The sequence below is a fragment of the Pseudomonas sp. TTU2014-080ASC genome, from assembly GCF_001446935.1.
GTDB lineage: Bacteria > Pseudomonadota > Gammaproteobacteria > Pseudomonadales > Pseudomonadaceae > Aquipseudomonas.
In genome coordinates this window covers 706,816-724,550 of record NZ_LKKK01000001.1, presented here as the reverse complement: position 1 = coordinate 724,550, position 17,735 = coordinate 706,816, and the positions used below count along the sequence as shown (strand labels likewise).

Here is a 17,735-nt window from a genome sequence, read left to right as displayed (position 1 = left end):
GTGCCGAAGCACCCTTTGGGTCAGATCAGGAGCCGATCTGCTTTTCTTTGATCTCTGCCAGCGTCTTGCAGTCAATGCAGAGCGTGGCAGTCGGGCGGGCTTCCAGACGGCGGATGCCGATCTCAACGCCGCACGAGTCACACCAACCGTATTCGTTTTCTTCGATCAAGGTCAGTGTTTCGTCGATCTTTTTGATCAGTTTGCGCTCGCGGTCGCGGGCGCGCAGCTCAAGGCTGAATTCTTCTTCCTGGCTGGCCCGGTCTGCCGGGTCAGGAAAGTTGGCCGCCTCGTCCTGCATGTGATGCACGGTACGATCAACTTCCTCCATCAGTTCCAGCTTCCACTTATTGAGGATGCCGGTGAAGTGGGCGCGCATCGGCTCACTCATGTACTCCTCACCTTTAGTTTCCTTATAAGGTTCGAAGCCACGAGTTAGATGACTGCTTTTCGCTTTTGCTTTAGTGGGCATAGATGGCCGCCTCTCACTCTTTCTTATCCCCGCACAGGACGGTATCCCTCGCCGACATCATGTCGGCCCTGCGCCTGCAAGCGGGCGAACTTACCAGAACAATATGCCCAACGCTACTCCCTGTTGACGAAGGCGGTGCCGTTTGCCCGAGACCATGGTTTAGAATCGCTCTATTTCACCCTCTTCAGGCATTCACATGGCTTTCACTTATAGCGCACGTAGTCGTGCCATCGAACCCTTTCATGTCATGGCGTTGCTGGCTCGGGCCAATCAGCTTCAGGCCGATGGCCATGATGTCATTCATCTGGAAATCGGTGAGCCGGACTTCACCACTGCCGCGCCGATCGTGGCGGCTGGCCAGGCGGCGCTGGCTGCTGGCCACACCAGCTACACTGCCGCGCGCGGTCTGCCTGCGTTGCGTGAAGCCATCGCCGGGTTTTATCAGCAGCGTTATAACCTGAGCATTGATCCGCAGCGAATTTTGATCACGCCCGGCGGCTCAGGCGCCCTGTTACTGGCCTCCAGCCTTTTGGTCGACCCTGGTAAACACTGGTTGCTGGCCGATCCGGGCTATCCCTGCAACCGCCACTTCCTGCGTTTGGTTGAAGGGGCTGCGCAGCTGGTGCCAGTGGGGCCGGAGGTGCGGTATCAACTGACGCCTGAGCTGGTGGAGCGTTATTGGGACTCGCAAAGTGTCGGCGCGTTGGTCGCCTCACCGGCTAACCCGACCGGCACGGTGCTCAGCCGGGAGGAGTTGGCCGGGCTGTCCAGAACGCTGAAAGAGCGGGGCGGACATCTGGTGGTGGATGAGATTTACCATGGCCTGACCTACGGTCTGGATGCCGCCAGCGTGCTGGAGGTAGATGATGAAGCCTTCGTATTAAATAGTTTCTCGAAATATTTCGGCATGACTGGCTGGCGTCTGGGTTGGCTGGTGGCACCGCCTGAAGCAGTGCCTGAGCTGGAAAAGCTGGCACAGAATCTCTATATCAGTGCGCCATCAATGGCCCAGCATGCTGCGCTGGCCTGCTTCCAGGCCGATACCCTGGCGATTCTGGAAGAACGACGCGCCGCCTTCGCCCAGCGTCGTGATTATTTGTTGCCTGCGCTGCGCGAGCTGGGCTTCAAGATTGCGGTTGAGCCGGAAGGTGCATTCTATTTATATGCAGACATCAGCGCCTTTGGCGGCGATGCCTTTGCTTTCTGCCAGCACTTTCTGGAGACCGAGCATGTGGCCTTTACCCCTGGGCTGGATTTTGGTCGTTACCTGGCCACACAACATGTGCGCTTTGCTTATACGCAAGACCTGCCGCGCCTTGAACAGGCTGTAGAGCGCATCGCCCGTGGTTTGAAAACCTGGCAGGCCAGCCATGCGCTTTGATCCGCCGCTGGAAGAGGGTCGCCTGCTGCGCCGCTACAAGCGCTTTCTGGCAGATATTGAAACCAGCAGCGGCGAGCTGCTGACCATTCACTGCCCCAATACCGGTTCGATGCTCAATTGCATGGCTGAAGGGGCTAAGGTTTGGTTCAGCCGCAGCAATGACCCCAAGCGCAAACTGCCGGGCACCTGGGAGGTGGGCGAGACGCCTCACGGACGCCTGGCGGTGATCAATACCGGTCGCGCCAATGCCTTGGTTGAAGAGGCGCTTAATGCAGGTGTGATCTCTGAGCTGAACGGCTTTGCTGCGCTCAAGCGCGAAGTGCCGTATGGGCAGGAGCGTAGTCGCATCGATTTTCGGCTGGAGTTTGCAGATGGTCCGGCTTACATCGAAGTCAAAAGCGTAACGCTTGGTTTTGCTGACAGCCGGATTGCCGCCTTCCCAGACGCGCGGACCGAGCGCGGCAGCAAGCACCTGCGAGAATTGGCCGCGTTGGCGCGTTCCGGCACGCGGGCGGTGCAGCTGTATTGCGTCAATCTCAGCGAGATAGACGCAGTGCGCCCCGCTGAAGAGATCGATCCAGCCTATGCCGCGGCCCTACGCGAGGCCAAAGCCGCGGGCGTAGAGGTGCTTGCCTATGGCGCTGACATCAGTGCGGGCGAGGTCCGTCTGGTGCGGCGTCTTGAGGTGCTCAGCTAGCGGCGCTCATGTGCGACGGCGTGGGCTTCGGGCAGCCGTGACTCAGGTTGCATCGCCTGACGCAGGTGCTGCTCGAACAGCTCGACGATTCCATTCCAGCCCTGTAGCGACGCATGTTTGCGCGCATTAAGGCGCACTCGACGCAGTGCCTCTCGATTCTCCAGCAGCCAGTTGGCGGCAGAGATAAAGTCGTCTTCATCACCCGGTGCAGCGAGTACTCCAGTGTGGCCGTGACGGATATGCAGAGCGGCTGCAGCAAGGTCGTATGTCACCACGCCGAGGCCTGATGCCAGCGCCTCCAACACCACATTGCCAAAGGTTTCTGAGACGCTTGGAAAGAGGAACAGATCGCCTGAAGCATAATGCTCGGCCAAGGCCTCACCACGCTGGATGCCGCAGAAAATAGCTGATGGTAATTGCTGTTCGAGGCTTTTGCGTTGCGGCCCGTCGCCTACCAAGATCAGCTTCATTTTTTGCTGTGGGTGCGCCAACTGCATGGCGTGAAAGGTCTTGCTCAGCAGTCCCAGATTCTTTTCCGGGGCCAGCCGCCCGACATGAATTACGGCGATGTCGTCGTCACTCAGGCCCCATTGTGCACGCAGGCTGTTGCTACGTTTGCTGGGGTGAAACAGTTGGCTGTCCACGCCACGACTAAGTAACTCCAGGTTGTCGTAGCCCTTGCGCTGCAGATCAATCCGCTGGCTTATGCTAGGCACCAGAGTCATCTGCGAGCGGTTGTGGAACCAGCGCAAGTAGTGGGTGAGCAGTTTGGTCAGCAAACCGGCACGGTAATGCTCGGTGTACTGTTGAAAGTTGGTGTGAAAGCCGGTTACGGCCGGAATCTGCAAGCGACGCGCAGTGCGCAATGCGGATAGCCCCAGCGGTCCCTCGGTGGCGATGTAGAGCACATTCGGTCGCTGCTTTTTCCAGTTGTGCAACAGCTTGTGCATAGACGACTGCCCCCATTGCAGACCCGGATAGCCGGGTAGGGGCCAGCCACGAATCAGTAGCGTGGCATCATCCATCAGGCCCTGGTCCGAACTTTGTCGCGGGCGGATTACCTGAACGGTGTGCCCACGCTTGCGCAAGCCATCTACCAAGCGGCCAAGGGTGTTTGCCACGCCGTTTACTTCAGGTGGAAAGGTTTCACTGATCAGGGCGATGCGAAGAGAAGATGTGCTCATGGCAGCAGTGTCGGCTGCTGCCATTTAGTTTGTGTGACGTTATTGCTGCGAAGTGATGACAGAGGCTTCAGAGCGCTCACGCACCCAGAACACCGTGGCACCGGCTACCGCAGCTGGCATCATCAGCACGTTGAGACCAGGGATCATCAGGGCCAGGTAGGTGATGCCGCCGAAGCTCATACTCTGCCAGCGGTTGGAACGCAGCCAAGCGAGCATGTCCTGCCAGCTCATTTTGTTGTTATCCGCCGGGTAGTCGATGTACTGGATAGCCATCATCCAGACGCCGAACAGAATCCACAGCGGCGCAGCCACCAGATTGACCACGGGGATAAAGGTCAGGATCAGCAGCGGAATCGCACGGGGCAGGAAGTAAGCCAGCTTACGCATCTCACGCCCCATGGTGCGCGGCACCATAGCCACCAGCTCACCCCAACTGAAAGGGGGGAATTCATCTTTGCCTCTGACAACCACCTCAACCTTTTCTGAGAGAAAACCGTTGAACGGTGCAGCAATCAGCGTGGCGAGCATGGTGAACGTAAAGAACACTAAGGCCAGGACAAGAACCACAAACAAAGGCCACATCAGGTATTCAAGAAAGGACAGCCAGGATGGCAGCGACGGGATAAACGTATCCACCCAGCCACTGAATTGCTGCACGGCCAGCACGATCAGGCCTGTGAACACGATCAGATTGATCAGCACCGGCAGTATCACAAAAAGCCGCAGGCCGGGGCTGAGTACCAGCTTGAGTCCTTCTTTAAGATATTGCGGACCAGACAGGACAGGTGCAGGCATTAGAACAGTCTCCAAAGGTTTACCGCGGCGACCTTACCGGCTTTACCGACTTGGTGAAAGGCTCTGAAAAGCGCGTTAACGAATTTCAATAAAGTTGGCTGATAGGTCAGGACTATGCGTTGCATTAACAAAGAGAATTTCCGGGCTTTGTGCCAAGAGCATAGTCTGACGCCAGTTTTTCAACATCGTTTACCGGGTCTTCAGGGCTCCTGCCATCCCTCTGGTTTATCTGAAGACCCTTTTTATTTCTGCTTGTACCTGAAGAGGTTTGCATGTCTGTTCTGCGTCACTCGCCTTTGATCATCTTGGGCTCCGGACCAGCGGGTTACAGCGCAGCGGTGTATGCAGCCCGGGCCAACCTCAAGCCAATGCTGATCACCGGTCTGCAGGCTGGCGGCCAGTTAACCACTACGACTGAAGTGGACAACTGGCCCGGCGATGCCGAAGGACTGACCGGCCCCGTGTTGATGCAACGTATGCAGGCCCATGCAGAGCGCTTCAATACTGAGATTGTTTACGACCATATCAATGCAGTTGAACTGCGAGATAAGCCATTTCGACTGACTGGCGATAGCGGTGTCTACACCTGTGATGCCTTGATTGTGGCCACTGGGGCCAGTGCTCGCTACTTGGGCCTGGCCAGTGAAGAGCTATTTATGGGCAAAGGTGTTTCAGCTTGCGCGACCTGTGATGGCTTCTTTTACCGCAACCGCGAGGTGGTAGTGGTTGGTGGTGGCAATACGGCCGTGGAGGAGGCGTTGTACCTGGCTAACATTGCCAGCCGGGTGACGTTGGTACATCGGCGTAATAGTTTCCGCGCCGAGAAAATCTTGCAGAACAAGCTGCAGGAGCGGGTCGCTGAGGGCAAGATTGTGCTCAGGCTCAACGCAGTGGTGGATGAAGTGCAGGGTGACTCGATGGGTGTCACCGGTGTGCGCGTGCTGAATCAAGATGGCAGTCGGGATGTTTTGTATGCTGACGGCCTGTTTGTGGCGATTGGGCATACACCCAACACTCAGCTGTTTGAAGGGCAGTTGGAACTGAAGGATGGCTACGTCGTGGTCAAGTCAGGTCGCGATGGTAATGCCACGGCGACCAGTGTGCCGGGCGTGTTTGCCGCTGGGGATGTGGCTGATCATGTTTACCGTCAGGCTATTACCTCCGCCGCTTCAGGCTGCATGGCTGCTCTGGATGCTGAGCGCTATCTGGACGGCTAGCTAAGTGAACCTCCCAACAAAAACGCCCCGATCATTACGGGGCGTTTTTGTTGGGGCAAACAACCTGAGAGCGGGCTTAGGCTGCTTTGCGGGTTAACGGCTGCTGGCTGAGGCTTACGCCTTCCAGGCCATTGTTCATCAGGGCGCGGATGTTGCCGTGGTCAGTGCCTTGCGGTGTGGCCAGGACGCTGCGGTAATGCTCGCCGAAGCAGAGCAGAGTTTCCTCAAGGCTGAAGCCTTCGAGCAGAGCCAGGCCTAAGGTTTTGCATGAGCCTTCATTTTGGCCTGCTGCGTTTTCTACGCCGCCATTGGTGAACGCGCTGGGTGTGTAGTCGTAATGTTCGGCGATAAAGGCCAGTGTTTCCGCAAAGGCAAACTGCTCGCTGTGCAGGCGAGTGCGGAAATCGGTCAGTGCAGTCATGGTTTTTTTCCTTTGTCGAAGGCCGCTTGCTGCTCTGCGGTGGCCTCTCGTTGGTACTTGGTTTTCCAGTCGGCATAGGGCATGCCGTAGATTTCTTCGCGGGCTTCATCCGCCGTCAGGCTGACACCCAGATCGTCGGCAGCGCTCTTAAACCATTTGGACAGACAGTTGCGACAGAAGCCTGCCAGGTTCATAAGATCAATGTTTTGTACATCGGTGCGCGAGCGCAGGTGTTGAACCAGGCTGCGAAAGGCGGCGGCTTCAAGTTCGAGGCGTTCTTGCTCGGTCATGTTGATGCTCTCTTTGGCTGGCTGGGAGTATTGGCGGCGATGATAGGAGCTTGCCTGCATGGCTGCAACGGCTCTGGCTCGGTGTACGTGTCTTGCAGATGACGCGCTCTAAACAGGCAGACACGGCCGTCGTTGGACGGCCGCGGCGGGCGGGGTTAGCGATGAGCAGCGAGGGTGATGGACACCGACTCAGCGAAACGCAGGGCGTGGGGTTTGTCCACCTCGACTTCGGCATAGCGCACGCTCGGGTTGGCCATGACCAGATCCAGAATCTCCTGTGTCAGTCTTTCCAGCAGGGCGAAGCGGTTGCCTTCGACATGCTGAATGATGGCCTTGGTGATGGTGCGGTAATTCAGGGCATGGTCAATATCGTTATCACGCACGGCATCGGTCGCCGGGTAGAGAATGGTCAGATTGATCAGCACGTCCTGCTTGTTGTTGATCTCTTCTTCCTTGATACCGATGTAGGTGCGCAGGCACAGATCCTTGACGCGGATACGTGCCATACCGGGTTCCAGTCGCGGCATTACTTGCTCCGTCCTATCAGTTGCAGAAATTCATGGCGGGTGTTGCTGGAGTCACGGAAGGCACCCAGCATCACTGAAGAGGTCATTACCGAATTCTGTTTTTCCACACCGCGCATCATCATGCACATGTGCTTGGCCTCAACTACCACTGCCACACCTGCGGCTTGCGTAACTTGCTGGATAGCGTCGGCGATCTGCTTGGTCAGGTTTTCCTGAATCTGCAAGCGACGGGCAAACATATCAACGATGCGGGCGACCTTCGACAGACCCAATACTTTGCCGGTTGGAATGTAGGCCACGTGAGCTTTGCCGATAAAGGGCAGCATGTGGTGTTCGCAGAGGGAGTAGAGCTCGATATCGCGGACGATGACCATCTCGTCGTTGTCAGATTCGAACAGTGCGCCGTTAACCACTTCATCCAAGCTCTTGCTGTAGCCATTGCACAAGAACTGCATGGCTTTTGCTGCGCGTTTAGGCGTATCCAGCAGGCCTTCACGCTGTGGATCCTCCCCGACACCTAGGAGAATCTCGCGGTAATGGTCAGTCAGTTGTGAACTCATCAAAAATATCCTCGTGGCCGCCTACTTGAGGTGGCGGCCGCCGTTTACGGTCAAAGTAGTGCCGGTGACATACGGGTTGTCCAGCAGGTAGCGCAGGCTCTGATAGATCACCTGAGGGCCGGGCTCAATGCCCATGACCGATTTGCTCAGGGCTTTCTCGCGATATGCATCATCGTCGTCAGCGTTGAACATGATCAGTGCCGGGGCAATGCCATTAACCTTGATATGCGGCGCATAGCGAGCTGCAAATGACAGGGTCAGGCTGTCCAGCCCGGCTTTGGTGGCGCAATAGGCTGGCCGATTGGCGCTACCCTTGCGCACCACATCATCGCTGATATGGACAATGTCAGCTTGGCTTGAACGCTCAAGTAGCGGCCGGCAATGCAGGTTGATCAGGTACGGCGCGAGCATGTGTACGTTGAAGAGTTGTGTGAAAGCTTTGCCTTCTTCGCCTGCGGATTCGCTCATCCAGTCCGATGCGTTATGCACGATGGCGCGCAGGCTGTCGGTCTGGCTTTTCAGCTGCTCAATCAGGGCGAGTATGCCAGCTTCGGTGGAGAAGTCTGCCTTGAGAGCTGTCACGCCACGCTGCCTTAGCCGCTCAATGCTGTCACGCTCGGTGCGGTACGTAACAATCAGGCTGAAACCATCATCCATCAGGCGCTCTGCGCAGTGCAGGCCAATACGCTGGCTGGTGCCGGTAATCAGAATGGGGGCTTGGCTGTAACTCATGCTCAACTCTGGCAACTAGGGGGTGTCGGCCGTATTCAGGCTGCAAACCCGGTGAAGTGTATACCAGCTGGGTCGAGGGAGAGGTGGGTCCGAGTTGTCTGGAGGCGGATGAAGTCAGTGAGCAGGCGCAATGAGGTGAAAGCGGCAGAGTCGCGAGAGTTAATCGCGACCTGCGTTCTTATCAAGTAGATGTTGTTCGAAGATGAACTGGCGCAGGTGTTCGTCACTGGCCGGGTCGCAGGCGTGTAACCAGTAGGCTAACAAACCCTGATCGGTTTCACGTACCAGTTCACCACCGACTGCTATCAGCGGATGACCGTCGACTTGGAGATACAGCTGGAAGCGCTTAGGAGCCTGTTTGGCGCGGCACTCAACCAGTGCGCTGTTCATAGACAACTGGTGAATGAGCAAGCCGGTGGTGGCGAGATTCCTTTTGCGCAATGGCAGAGGCGTCTCCAGCTTGGTCCGCCAGGGGCGCTGGATGTCGCTGTTGTCATAAATCTGTGGGGCGCTGAGTTGCAGGCTAGGCGCACTGTCGTCGTCCTGTTGGATATGCAGGTCGAAGGTCAGATGCTGATTGGCAAGATGAGCATGCAGGGTCAATGTTTCTGCAGCCGCATAGCGGGCAAAAAGTTCAGTCAGCTGTTCGCCAATTTCCACAAGTTGCAGGCGCTGTGGAGCTGCCTTGTTCAACTCGGTAGATTCGTTCAGTTGGCGAATAAAAGCCAATTCTGCTTTGGTCAAAACTGGTTGCTGAGAAGACATTCCTTAGTCCGATAGCGTTAAAGTCATACGATAAGACAGTTCGATCAAAACTTTGTTGTGGCCATTCGTCGCCAATTTGTATGTAATTTCGGCTAATTGCTTACATGTGATGGCTATTTGGTCGATATGGCTGAAAGTCGCGTTTTAGACGTTTCGCGTTTAGATGTGTTCGTCTGTTTTGAGCGAGACTCTTATTAGGGCTGTCCTACATAATGTTTGTCTGTAGGGAATTTCCTTTTCTTCGGAGAAATTGATGAAAGTTGCACTGTTTTCCGGTTCTGTTTACGGCTCTGCCGAGGAAGTGGCTCGTCATGCCGCGCGTTTGTTGGAGGAGGCCGGATTTGAGGTGCGTTACGACCCTCGTGCCACGTTGGCGGATATCCAGGCTTTTGCGCCTGACGCGCTGCTGGCGGTGACGTCCACTACGGGGATGGGGGATTTGCCGGATAACCTGCAGCCTTTGTTCTATTCGATCCGTGATCAGTTTCCGGCGTGGGGAGGTTTACCGGGGGCGGTGATTGCCCTGGGTGACTCCAGCTATGGTGATACCTACTGCGGTGGTGGTGAGCAAGTGCGTGAGCTTTTTGCTGAACTGGGTCTGCGAGAGGTGCTGCCCATGTTGCGTCTGGATGCCAGCGAAACGGTTACACCAGAGGTGGATGCCGAGCCTTGGTTGGGTGAGCTGATAAGCGCCCTGCGTGCATAATCGCTGCACTCAACTATGGGGCTGAATGGATGCAAGCCAGTGGGCTTGCATTCGATCTGACCCGTAAGGTCATTCTGCTGGCCGCCAGAGCAACTAACGACGCTGCGCTCTCTGGTTAGACTCCTTGGCACTAATAAAAACGAAAGCTGAGGTAAGCGTTATGTCTGTATCTCAAACCCCGTCTGTTGAAAGTGTTAAAGACCAGGTAAGCGCAGCTGAATGGCAGACTCGCGTAGATCTGGCTGCCTGCTACCGGCTGATAGCTATGTACGGCTGGGATGATCTGATCTTCACGCATATTTCGGCGAAAGTGCCGGGAACGGAAGAGTTCCTGATCAATCCGTACGGTTTGATGTTCCACGAAATTACTGCTTCCAGCCTTGTTAAAGTGGATCTGGCTGGCAAAAAGCTGATGTCCAGCCCGTACGACATTAATCCCGCTGGCTACACCATCCACAGCGCTGTGCATGAGGTGCGGGCAGATGTGGGCTGTGTCTTGCATATCCATACGCCGGCCGGCATTGCTGTCTCCGCTCAGAAGCAGGGCTTGTTGCCATTGTCCCAACAATCCCTGTTTGTGCTGTCGAGCCTGGCTTATCACGGCTACGAAGGGGTGGCGCTTCACCATGAAGAAAAGGCACGGCTGCAGGTGGATTTGGGAGATAAGAATTTCATGATTCTGCCTAATCACGGGCTGCTGACGGCATTTCCTACCATCGCAGATGCTTTTCTGGGCATGTTTGTATTGCAAAGGGCCTGTGAGATTCAGGTCATGGCGCAAAGTGGCGGTAGTGAATTGATCCATATCCCACAGCAGATTCTTGATGGAGCCAGGGCCATGATTGCAGGCGTCATGAAGAGCCCTCAAGGGCTTGGCGGGGCACTGCCGTGGCCTGCTTTGCTGCGCAAACTCGATCAACAGATGCCAGGGTATGAAGCATGACGGCGTTGCCCGGAATCGCTCTGAAGGACTGGCGCAGTCAGGGGCTGAGTTTCACCTTCGGCAAGCACGTTATCCGCTATTGGGCAGCCGGTGCTGAGAGCGCCGAGCCGCTCCTGTTGATCCATGGCTTCCCGACGGCCAGCTGGGACTGGCATTACCTCTGGGCGCCGTTGGCGGCCCGCTATCGGGTGATTGCCTGTGACATGCTCGGTTTTGGTGATTCAGACAAACCGCGTCCTTACAGATATAGCTTGATGGAGCAGGCCGATATTCAGCAGGCACTGTTGGCCCATTTGCACATTAAAGGGCCTGTGCACGTGCTGGCTCATGATTATGGTGACAGCGTGGCCCAAGAGCTGCTGGCGCGGCATGAGGAAGAGCGCTTCAATCTTGCCAGCTGTGTTTTTCTCAATGGTGGCTTGTTTCCCGAAACGCATTACCCGGTATTGGCGCAGAAACTGTTGTTGAGTCCCTTGGGTGTGGTGTTCAGCCGACTGTTCAACCGGGAGAAAATGGCCAGTAACTTCGCTGCTGTATTTGGCCCGAACACGCAGCCGAGCGAGGCTGAGCTGGATGACTTCTGGAGTCTGGTTGCAGGCAACGATGGTGCTGGGGTGATGTATCGCCTGATTCACTACATCCCGGAACGACGTTTGCGACGCAATCGTTGGGTCAGTGCTATGCAAAAGACCGATGTGCCTATGCGGGTGATCGATGGCGCTGTAGACCCGATTTCAGGGGAGCATATGGTCGCGCGCTACATTGAGCTGATTCCCAATGCAGACACCGTTTTGCTGCAGGACATTGGCCACTACCCGCAGGTAGAAGCGCCTGAGCAGGTACTGGAGCACTATCTGCAATTCCGACAACAACTGGAGCAGGTATGAACAGGCGACAACTGTTGAAGTGGAGTGCGTTGACTGGCGCGGCGGTAGTCGCTACCGGATATTGGGCATTACCAAGCGGACCGCGCCCGGCCGCTCTGAGCTTGGATGGCGCCCAGGAATTAATAAAGGGATTGGAAGGTAAGAATCTGGTAAGCCTCACAGGCTGGAGCCCGATGGAGGTGTTCAACCATTGTGCGCAAAGCATCGAATATTCCATCAGCGGGTATCCACAGCTGAAACCTGAGTGGTTCCGTAAAAGCATTGGACCGCTGGCGTTTGATGTGTTTTCCGCGCGCGGTGCCATGCGCCATCCATTGAACGAGGTGATTCCAGGGGCTGCGGCCTTGGACTCGCCGAGTACTGAGGCTCAGGCTCTGAAGCGTTTACAACAAGCCTTTGCCGACTTTGCCGCCTACCAGGGCGAACTCAAACCACACTTTGCTTATGGTGAGCTGAGCCACGCCGAATATGCCCTTGCCCATGTGATGCATTTGTATAACCACATGAGCTTGCTGCGGGTCTCCTGATGGGTAATATCCCGCTGCCTTATTGCGTACTATTCATTTCGGTTCGTATTAGTTGTGACTGAAAATTGCTTGCTGGACACTTTCAGGGATTGATCATGTTCAAGAGGATTTGTGTATGAGTGATGCTATTGGTTTTAAGGATCAGGTTGTCATCGTCACCGGCGCGGGTGGCGGCTTGGGGCGTGCTCATGCGCTGCTGTTCGCAAAGCACGGTGCCAAGGTGGTGGTCAACGACCTGGGTGGCAGCACTCATGGTGAAGGTGCCAACGCTTCAGCCGCTGACAAGGTGGTTGAGGAGATTCGCGTAGCTGGCGGTACGGCCGTGGCAAATCACGACTCGGTGACGGATGGCGAAAAAATTGTTCAGTGCGCACTGGATCACTTCGGTCGCATCGACGTAGTGGTGAACAACGCCGGGATTCTGCGCGACAAGACCTTCCACAAGATGGAAGACTCTGACTGGGACTTGGTTTACAAGGTGCATGTCGAAGGGGCTTACAAAGTAACCCGCGCCGCTTGGCCGCACATGCGAGAGCAAGGCTATGGACGGGTGATTTTTACCGCTTCAACGTCCGGCATTTACGGCAACTTCGGCCAGTCCAACTACGGCATGGCCAAGCTTGGCCTGTACGGCCTGACCCGTACGCTGGCACTGGAAGGGCGTAAGAACAATATTCTGGTTAACGCTATTGCTCCAACTGGCGGTACCCGCATGACTGAGGGCCTGATTCCGTCGCAGGTTTTTGAGCAGCTTAAGCCTGAGTTGGTCAGCCCGCTGGTTGTGTATCTGGCCAGCAGCGCGTGTGAGGACACCGCTGGCCTATATGAAGTGGGTGGCGGCTGGATGGGGAAGGTGCGCTGGGAGCGTAGTCTGGGGGTTGGCTTTGACCCGCGTGAAGGCTATAGCCCGGAAGACGTGGCGGCCAACTTCAGCAAGATTTGCGACTTTGAGGGTGCCGCTCACCCCAAAGACAATATCGAAGCCATGAAGGAAATGATGGCGAACTTGCAGAAGTTTACTTGAGTCTGCTGGTTTTAAGCGGTGTTGAAGGGCTGGTGGATAATCCGCTATGCGGACTTATCCACCCTACAAAACTATTCTGTGTTGGGGCTGCTTTAGCCGCGAACAAAGCTTAGGTTTTGGGAATCCCGTATTTGCGCAGGCGTGTGGCGATGGCGCTGTGGGACGTTTTAAGGCGCGCGGCCAGTTGCCGTGTGGACGGGTGATCTGGGTAGAGCTTTTCCAGCAGGTTACGCTCGAACTCAGATACCGCTTCATCCAGACTGTTGATCTCACCACTGGTTCGCTGGGCAGCTACAGAGGTGCCAGCAATGTCAAGATCATCAATCTGCACCAAATTGCTTTCGCATATCGCAGCCGCACGGAAGATAACGTTCTGTAGCTGGCGCACATTGCCTGGCCAGCGGTTGCTTAGCAGTGCCGGGTAGGTTTCGGGCGTCAGTCGGCAGGGTAAGCGCTGAATCTGTGCGCAGGCTTGCTGCATAAAATGCCGGGCCAGCAGCAGGATGTCCTGGCCGCGCTCGCGCAGTGGCGGTACTTCCAGTTTGAGTACGTTAAGGCGGTAGAACAGGTCTTCGCGGAATGTGCCCTCGCTGACCATTTGTTCCAAGTCGCGGTGGGTGGCGCTGAGAATGCGCACGTTGACCTTTACTTCGCGCTCACCGCCAACCCGGCGGAAGCTGCCATCGCTGAGAAAACGCAGCAGCTTGGCTTGCAAATAAGGGGACATCTCACCGATTTCATCGAGAAACACAGTGCCCTGGTGAGCCAGTTCCAGCAGGCCGGGCTTGCCGCCACGTTGAGCACCGGTAAACGCGCCGGGGGCGTAGCCGAACAGCTCGCTTTCGGCGAGATTTTCCGGCAAGGCTGCGCAGTTAAGCGCCAGAAACGGTGCAGCACTACGCGAACTGTTGGCATGGCAGGCGCGGGCGACCAGTTCTTTACCTGTTCCGGTTTCGCCCTGGATCAGCAACGGTGCGTCCAGCGCGGCGATACGTTGAGCGCGGGTTTTCAGATTGCGAATGGCGAGTGAATCACCCAGTAGGGCATCGAAGCCCTCAACGTGGTCGTGGTGCAATGCGGCCAGTCGTCCACCAATCCGGTTGGGGGCATATAGGCTGAGTAGGCCGCCGGTCAGGCGGCGGGTGCCAATATCGATGCTTTCGGTGATTGGCTGGGCATCTAGCAGCAGCGCCTGACCTTTAACTGTGATTTCACGCATTGGCAGGCGGAAATCCTGACTTAGCAGCTCCTGCTGTAAGGGGGCGTCCGCAAACAGTTCGCCGATACTCATCCCGTCAGGCTGGCAGCCACACAATTCAATGAGTGCTGGGTTGGCCAGGAGGATGTGGCCCTGATTATCAACTGCCAGCACCGGATCGGTCATGGCTGCGAGCAGAGCGTCCAGCTGCAGGTGGCGGCGCTGGCCGGGGAGGATGTCGACAATGGTGACAGCCTGAACACCGCGCACGCTGAATAGCGCATCACGCAGTTCATCCAGCACTTCAGAGCTCAGGGTCGGGGCGTCGATGTAGACGTTGGGTGGAACCATTTCCACCGCATCCAGGTTGAGATTGCGTCCACCGAGCAGGGCCAGGACCTCCTGGGTGATGCCAACGCGATCGATAAAGGTGACGTGAATGCGCATGGAGAAAGAGGCTTGATAAGGACGGGCATCAGTATGCCCGCTCAAGCGGCCTTAGTCAGTGGCTAACCGCAGGACAGACGTACGATCGTTTCGCTGTCGTCGATATCAATGTTCAGGCGTTGCGGGTTGAAATCCATCGTGGTGATGTCGCCGGGGGCCAGTACACGCACGCTGTCGGCATTGGCATCTTCCTGCAGCTCATCGACAACCTTGCGGTCGATTTGCTTGCCAAGCATGTTTTGCAGGTGGGCGACATTGCATTCGCCGCCACGCGACTGCTCAGAGTCCGGTGAGGAGCTGCAGCCCGCAAGCGCTGCAAGCAGTAAAAAGCCGGTTAGGGTCGGACGAAGCACCATGATCTGTTCCTTGGCCATTGCGTGGTTATCCAGCCTAGCAGTGTAGTTGACCCGTGCTCAATCTCTGCGCGTTGCTGGTGCTAACTGTGATGCGGCTGGGGTTCAGCGTTTTTTGGATATCGTCAGGCTCACTGACACCCTAAACTGTTCGATTTTACCGGTTAAGGTACTCATCCTGTGTCGGCAGTGATCTCTATTCAGCAACTCAATAAGACCTATGCCAGCGGCCATCCGGCCCTGCAGGGCATTGATCTGGAAATCCGTAAGGGCGAGATTTTTGCCCTGTTAGGCCCTAACGGTGCGGGTAAAACTACGCTGATCAGCATTATTTGCGGCATCGTCAATCCGGGCGGCGGCCGTGTGCTGGTAGGCGGCAAGGACATCGTTAAGGAATATCGTGCGGCGCGCGAGCAGATCGGTCTGGTGCCGCAGGAGCTGGTCAACGATGTGTTTGAAACTGTCTGGGCGACCGTGAAATTCAGTCGTGGGCTTTTCGGCAAAAAGCCTGATCCGGCCTATCTGGAGCGCTTGCTGCGGGATCTTTCGCTGTGGGAAAAGCGCGACGCGAAGATATTTGAGCTTTCAGGGGGCATGCGCCGCCGGGTGATGATCGCCAAAGCGTTGTCCCACGAGCCGGAAATTCTGTTTCTCGACGAACCGACCGCCGGTGTCGACGTGGAGCTGCGCCGCGATATGTGGAACATGGTTCGCAGTCTGCGTGAGCGCGGCGTCACCGTCATCCTGACCACCCATTACATCGAAGAGGCCGAGGAGATGGCGGACCGCATCGGTGTAATCCGCAAAGGCCAAATCATCCTGGTTGAAGACAAACATACGTTGATGCAGAAGCTCGGCAAAAAACAGCTGACCCTGCACCTGCAGCAGCCGCTGACAAGCATTCCCGCCGGTCTTTCCCACTATCCGCTGGAACTTAGCGATGAAGGCCATAACTTGGTGTTCACCTTTGATGCCCAGAGCGAGCAGACCGGGATTGCCGAGCTGCTGAAAGAACTGACCCAGCACGGCATCGATTTCAAGGATCTGCATTCCAGCCAGAGCTCGCTGGAAGAGATTTTTGTCTCGTTAGTGTCTGAGCGCTAAGCCTGGCTGTAACCTTTTTAAGGACGTACTGAGTATGAATTTTTACGCCATTAAGGCGATTTACCTGTTCGAACTGGCACGCACCTGGCGCACCTTGCTGCAAAGCATTGCCACTCCGGTGATCAGTACATCGCTGTATTTTGTGGTGTTTGGCTCGGCCATCGGTAGCAGCATGAATCAGGTGCAGGGCGTGAGCTACGGCGCGTTTATCGTGCCGGGCCTGATCATGCTGGCACTGTTGACGGAGAGCATCTCCAACGCTTCGTTCGGTATCTATATGCCGAAATATTCGGGCAGCATTTACGAGATTCTTTCCGCGCCGATTTCATACTTGGAAATCTTGATTGGCTATGTCGGCGCTGCTGCGACTAAGTCCATCATTTTGGGCACGATAATCCTGATGACTGCGCGGATGTTCGTCGATTTTGAAATTCAGCATCCGTTTTGGATGGTGTCTTTTCTGATCCTCACGGCACTCACTTTTAGCCTGTTCGGCTTCATCATCGGGGTGTGGGCTGATGGTTGGGAAAAGCTGCAGATCGTCCCGGCGCTGATTGTCACTCCGCTGACCTTTCTCGGTGGTGCCTTTTACTCCATTAGTATGCTTCCGGCTGCATGGCAGACGGTGACCATGTTCAATCCGGTTGTCTACCTGATCAGCGCATTTCGCTGGAGTTTCTTTGGCGTTTCCGATGTTCACGTCGGCCTGAGTTTGGCTATGATTTTGGGCTTTTTGCTGCTGTGCATTTTGGCAGTTGGCTGGATTTTCAAGACGGGCTATCGCCTGAAAAGCTAACGCATCTGGTTTCTTAGTGGCAAAAGCGCCATTTGATGTGTTAAATCAGTCGTAATGATTTGTTTGAAATATTGGCGCAAATGCGCAAACGCACGGAGCATCAGGCTTACAGCCAGGTGCCCGTGCGCTAAATCAAGTTCCATGGCCTGGATCAATGTTTTAGGGCTTGCCTCAGGGGGGGAGGGTTGGCGTAGGCTGAAGCCGTCGCCCTGAGAAGCGACGCTATTCGCAAGGTTGAAGAAGGAAAGCGTCATGCAAATCCAAGTTCATAGCGATAACAACATTGCTGGCAGTGCACGTTTGGTTGATTGGGTAAGCGCAAGTGTGGCCAGCCGCCTTGAGCGTTTTGATGAAGAACTCACCCGCATTGTTGTCCACCTGCACGACGACAATGGCTCCAAAGCTGGCGCACAGGACAAGCGCTGCCAGATCGAGGCCCGTCCCAAAGGCCTGCAACCTGTCTCCGTTACTCACAAAGCCGAATCCCTGGAGCACGCCATCGACGGTTCGATCGAGAAGCTGCACAGCGCTCTTGATCATCAGTTCGGCAAAATGCGCAGCAAGCGCGTGTCATCTCAGCAGGCTGCCAAAGCCGCCAATGCTGTAGTACTTGAAGAAGAGGAGTGAGGCAGAGCTGTTCAGGTTTGTCCCTCGTTCATAGCGCTGACCGCTGAGGCCGGACAGCGAGCTTAAACAGCGCCCCCGCATGCAT

General features: G+C 56.0%; 23 protein-coding genes. 11 read left to right on the top strand and 12 right to left on the bottom strand.

Annotation, left to right across the window (positions count from 1 at the left end; translation table 11 throughout):
- Positions 1 to 25: 25 nt before the first annotated feature.
- On the bottom strand, positions 26 to 469 hold the full coding sequence (gene dksA / locus AO726_RS03405; protein ID WP_058066638.1) for an RNA polymerase-binding protein DksA: 444 nt from the start codon (positions 467 to 469) through the stop codon (positions 26 to 28).
- Positions 470 to 665: 196 nt separating this feature from the next.
- On the opposite strand from dksA, the gene AO726_RS03400 reads away from it, so the two are divergent.
- Together AO726_RS03400 and sfsA are read left to right on the top strand one after the other, a co-directional pair.
- Positions 666 to 1,850, top strand: a complete 1,185-nt coding sequence (locus AO726_RS03400) for a pyridoxal phosphate-dependent aminotransferase (protein WP_058066637.1) — start codon at positions 666 to 668, stop codon at positions 1,848 to 1,850.
- Positions 1,840 to 2,547 (top strand): DNA/RNA nuclease SfsA, encoded by a 708-nt coding sequence (gene sfsA, locus AO726_RS03395; RefSeq protein ID WP_058066636.1) that lies wholly within the window; start codon positions 1,840 to 1,842, stop codon positions 2,545 to 2,547. The genes AO726_RS03400 and sfsA overlap by 11 nt, the downstream gene beginning before the upstream one ends.
- On the opposite strand, the gene AO726_RS03390 is transcribed toward sfsA, so the two are convergent.
- Complete coding sequence (locus AO726_RS03390; RefSeq protein ID WP_058066635.1) at positions 2,544 to 3,755, bottom strand: glycosyltransferase family 4 protein; 1,212 nt, start codon at positions 3,753 to 3,755, stop codon at positions 2,544 to 2,546. The two genes, sfsA and AO726_RS03390, sit on opposite strands and share 4 nt — an antisense overlap.
- A 15-nt stretch (positions 3,756 to 3,770) precedes the next feature.
- The gene (gene cysZ, locus AO726_RS03385) at positions 3,771 to 4,526 is read right to left on the bottom strand and encodes a sulfate transporter CysZ (RefSeq protein ID WP_058066634.1); all 756 of its coding nucleotides are present in this window, start codon (positions 4,524 to 4,526) and stop codon (positions 3,771 to 3,773) included.
- A gap of 272 nt (positions 4,527 to 4,798) precedes the next feature.
- Here cysZ and trxB point away from each other — a divergent pair, with 272 nt between their 5' ends.
- The gene (trxB, locus tag AO726_RS03380; RefSeq protein WP_058066633.1) at positions 4,799 to 5,743 is read left to right on the top strand and encodes a thioredoxin-disulfide reductase; all 945 of its coding nucleotides are present in this window, start codon (positions 4,799 to 4,801) and stop codon (positions 5,741 to 5,743) included.
- 76 nt (positions 5,744 to 5,819) lie between these two features.
- Here trxB and AO726_RS03375 read toward each other — a convergent pair whose 3' ends face one another.
- From AO726_RS03375 to AO726_RS03350, 6 genes are all read right to left on the bottom strand, one after another.
- Positions 5,820 to 6,164 carry a HopJ type III effector protein gene (locus AO726_RS03375; RefSeq protein WP_058066632.1) on the bottom strand — a complete coding sequence of 115 codons (345 nt, stop codon included), beginning with the start codon at positions 6,162 to 6,164 and terminating at the stop codon, positions 5,820 to 5,822.
- Positions 6,161 to 6,454, bottom strand: coding sequence for a DUF1244 domain-containing protein (locus AO726_RS03370; protein WP_058067080.1), 294 nt, complete (start codon positions 6,452 to 6,454; stop codon positions 6,161 to 6,163). Before AO726_RS03370 ends, AO726_RS03375 begins: the two co-directional genes overlap by 4 nt.
- Positions 6,455 to 6,609: 155 nt before the next feature.
- Complete coding sequence (gene folX / locus AO726_RS03365) at positions 6,610 to 6,981, bottom strand: dihydroneopterin triphosphate 2'-epimerase (protein ID WP_058066631.1); 372 nt, start codon at positions 6,979 to 6,981, stop codon at positions 6,610 to 6,612.
- Positions 6,981 to 7,541: a GTP cyclohydrolase I FolE gene (folE, locus tag AO726_RS03360; protein WP_058066630.1), complete on the bottom strand. Its 561-nt coding sequence runs from the start codon at positions 7,539 to 7,541 to the stop codon at positions 6,981 to 6,983. The genes folX and folE overlap by 1 nt, the downstream gene beginning before the upstream one ends.
- Positions 7,542 to 7,562: 21 nt before the next feature.
- Complete coding sequence (folM, locus tag AO726_RS03355) at positions 7,563 to 8,273, bottom strand: dihydromonapterin reductase (RefSeq protein ID WP_058066629.1); 711 nt, start codon at positions 8,271 to 8,273, stop codon at positions 7,563 to 7,565.
- 159 nt (positions 8,274 to 8,432) lie between these two features.
- The gene (locus AO726_RS03350) at positions 8,433 to 9,038 is read right to left on the bottom strand and encodes a hypothetical protein (RefSeq protein ID WP_058066628.1); all 606 of its coding nucleotides are present in this window, start codon (positions 9,036 to 9,038) and stop codon (positions 8,433 to 8,435) included.
- Positions 9,039 to 9,291: 253 nt separating this feature from the next.
- Between AO726_RS03350 and AO726_RS03345 the strand changes: the two genes are divergently transcribed.
- The 5 genes from AO726_RS03345 (at position 9,292) to AO726_RS03325 (ending at position 13,125) form a co-directional block, all read left to right on the top strand.
- Positions 9,292 to 9,744, top strand: a complete 453-nt coding sequence (locus AO726_RS03345; protein ID WP_058066627.1) for a flavodoxin — start codon at positions 9,292 to 9,294, stop codon at positions 9,742 to 9,744.
- Between the two features lie 160 nt (positions 9,745 to 9,904).
- Positions 9,905 to 10,687 carry a class II aldolase/adducin family protein gene (locus AO726_RS03340; protein WP_058066626.1) on the top strand — a complete coding sequence of 261 codons (783 nt, stop codon included), beginning with the start codon at positions 9,905 to 9,907 and terminating at the stop codon, positions 10,685 to 10,687.
- Positions 10,684 to 11,574 carry an alpha/beta fold hydrolase gene (locus AO726_RS03335; RefSeq protein WP_058066625.1) on the top strand — a complete coding sequence of 297 codons (891 nt, stop codon included), beginning with the start codon at positions 10,684 to 10,686 and terminating at the stop codon, positions 11,572 to 11,574. Before AO726_RS03340 ends, AO726_RS03335 begins: the two co-directional genes overlap by 4 nt.
- Positions 11,571 to 12,101: a DUF1569 domain-containing protein gene (locus AO726_RS03330; RefSeq protein WP_058066624.1), complete on the top strand. Its 531-nt coding sequence runs from the start codon at positions 11,571 to 11,573 to the stop codon at positions 12,099 to 12,101. The genes AO726_RS03335 and AO726_RS03330 overlap by 4 nt, the downstream gene beginning before the upstream one ends.
- A 115-nt stretch (positions 12,102 to 12,216) precedes the next feature.
- Entirely contained in the window at positions 12,217 to 13,125 is a 909-nt protein-coding gene (locus AO726_RS03325; RefSeq protein WP_058066623.1) for an SDR family oxidoreductase, read from the top strand.
- A gap of 109 nt (positions 13,126 to 13,234) precedes the next feature.
- Here the strand turns inward: AO726_RS03325 and AO726_RS03320 are convergent, their stop codons facing one another.
- Together AO726_RS03320 and AO726_RS03315 are read right to left on the bottom strand one after the other, a co-directional pair.
- Positions 13,235 to 14,770: a sigma-54-dependent transcriptional regulator gene (locus tag AO726_RS03320; protein ID WP_058066622.1), complete on the bottom strand. Its 1,536-nt coding sequence runs from the start codon at positions 14,768 to 14,770 to the stop codon at positions 13,235 to 13,237.
- Positions 14,771 to 14,832: 62 nt separating this feature from the next.
- The gene (locus AO726_RS03315; protein ID WP_058066621.1) at positions 14,833 to 15,144 is read right to left on the bottom strand and encodes an I78 family peptidase inhibitor; all 312 of its coding nucleotides are present in this window, start codon (positions 15,142 to 15,144) and stop codon (positions 14,833 to 14,835) included.
- Positions 15,145 to 15,303: 159 nt separating this feature from the next.
- On the opposite strand from AO726_RS03315, the gene AO726_RS03310 reads away from it, so the two are divergent.
- Positions 15,304 to 16,227 carry an ABC transporter ATP-binding protein gene (locus AO726_RS03310; protein WP_058066620.1) on the top strand — a complete coding sequence of 308 codons (924 nt, stop codon included), beginning with the start codon at positions 15,304 to 15,306 and terminating at the stop codon, positions 16,225 to 16,227.
- Between the two features lie 34 nt (positions 16,228 to 16,261).
- Entirely contained in the window at positions 16,262 to 17,023 is a 762-nt protein-coding gene (locus AO726_RS03305; RefSeq protein WP_058066619.1) for an ABC transporter permease, read from the top strand.
- On the opposite strand, the gene AO726_RS03300 is transcribed toward AO726_RS03305, so the two are convergent.
- Entirely contained in the window at positions 17,020 to 17,277 is a 258-nt protein-coding gene (locus tag AO726_RS03300; RefSeq protein ID WP_058066618.1) for a hypothetical protein, read from the bottom strand. The genes AO726_RS03305 and AO726_RS03300 overlap by 4 nt on opposite strands.
- Here AO726_RS03300 and AO726_RS03295 point away from each other — a divergent pair.
- A complete protein-coding gene (locus tag AO726_RS03295; RefSeq protein WP_058066617.1) occupies positions 17,276 to 17,650 on the top strand; it encodes an HPF/RaiA family ribosome-associated protein in 375 nt (124 codons plus the stop codon). The genes AO726_RS03300 and AO726_RS03295 overlap by 2 nt on opposite strands.
- Positions 17,651 to 17,735: the final 85 nt, after the last annotated feature.

Bases quoted from the DNA above. Each gene is read 5' to 3' on its own strand.
- cysZ (WP_058066634.1), bottom strand. From the start codon at position 4,526: ATGCCTGCACCTGTCCTGTCTGGTCCGCAATATCTTAAAGAAGGACTC.
- AO726_RS03390 (WP_058066635.1), bottom strand. From the start codon at position 3,755: ATGGCAGCAGCCGACACTGCTGCCATGAGCACATCTTCTCTTCGCATC.
- AO726_RS03325 (WP_058066623.1), top strand. From the start codon at position 12,217: ATGAGTGATGCTATTGGTTTTAAGGATCAGGTTGTCATCGTCACCGGC.
- AO726_RS03335 (WP_058066625.1), top strand. From the start codon at position 10,684: ATGACGGCGTTGCCCGGAATCGCTCTGAAGGACTGGCGCAGTCAGGGG.
- AO726_RS03295 (WP_058066617.1), top strand. From the start codon at position 17,276: ATGCAAATCCAAGTTCATAGCGATAACAACATTGCTGGCAGTGCACGT.
- sfsA (WP_058066636.1), top strand. From the start codon at position 1,840: ATGCGCTTTGATCCGCCGCTGGAAGAGGGTCGCCTGCTGCGCCGCTAC.
- folE (WP_058066630.1), bottom strand. From the start codon at position 7,541: ATGAGTTCACAACTGACTGACCATTACCGCGAGATTCTCCTAGGTGTC.
- AO726_RS03315 (WP_058066621.1), bottom strand. From the start codon at position 15,144: ATGGCCAAGGAACAGATCATGGTGCTTCGTCCGACCCTAACCGGCTTT.
- AO726_RS03340 (WP_058066626.1), top strand. From the start codon at position 9,905: ATGTCTGTATCTCAAACCCCGTCTGTTGAAAGTGTTAAAGACCAGGTA.
- AO726_RS03400 (WP_058066637.1), top strand. From the start codon at position 666: ATGGCTTTCACTTATAGCGCACGTAGTCGTGCCATCGAACCCTTTCAT.
- AO726_RS03300 (WP_058066618.1), bottom strand. From the start codon at position 17,277: ATGACGCTTTCCTTCTTCAACCTTGCGAATAGCGTCGCTTCTCAGGGC.
- dksA (WP_058066638.1), bottom strand. From the start codon at position 469: ATGCCCACTAAAGCAAAAGCGAAAAGCAGTCATCTAACTCGTGGCTTC.
- AO726_RS03345 (WP_058066627.1), top strand. From the start codon at position 9,292: ATGAAAGTTGCACTGTTTTCCGGTTCTGTTTACGGCTCTGCCGAGGAA.
- AO726_RS03305 (WP_058066619.1), top strand. From the start codon at position 16,262: ATGAATTTTTACGCCATTAAGGCGATTTACCTGTTCGAACTGGCACGC.
- trxB (WP_058066633.1), top strand. From the start codon at position 4,799: ATGTCTGTTCTGCGTCACTCGCCTTTGATCATCTTGGGCTCCGGACCA.
- AO726_RS03350 (WP_058066628.1), bottom strand. From the start codon at position 9,038: ATGTCTTCTCAGCAACCAGTTTTGACCAAAGCAGAATTGGCTTTTATT.
- AO726_RS03320 (WP_058066622.1), bottom strand. From the start codon at position 14,770: ATGCGCATTCACGTCACCTTTATCGATCGCGTTGGCATCACCCAGGAG.
- AO726_RS03330 (WP_058066624.1), top strand. From the start codon at position 11,571: ATGAACAGGCGACAACTGTTGAAGTGGAGTGCGTTGACTGGCGCGGCG.
- AO726_RS03370 (WP_058067080.1), bottom strand. From the start codon at position 6,454: ATGACCGAGCAAGAACGCCTCGAACTTGAAGCCGCCGCCTTTCGCAGC.
- AO726_RS03375 (WP_058066632.1), bottom strand. From the start codon at position 6,164: ATGACTGCACTGACCGATTTCCGCACTCGCCTGCACAGCGAGCAGTTT.
- folM (WP_058066629.1), bottom strand. From the start codon at position 8,273: ATGAGTTACAGCCAAGCCCCCATTCTGATTACCGGCACCAGCCAGCGT.
- folX (WP_058066631.1), bottom strand. From the start codon at position 6,981: ATGCCGCGACTGGAACCCGGTATGGCACGTATCCGCGTCAAGGATCTG.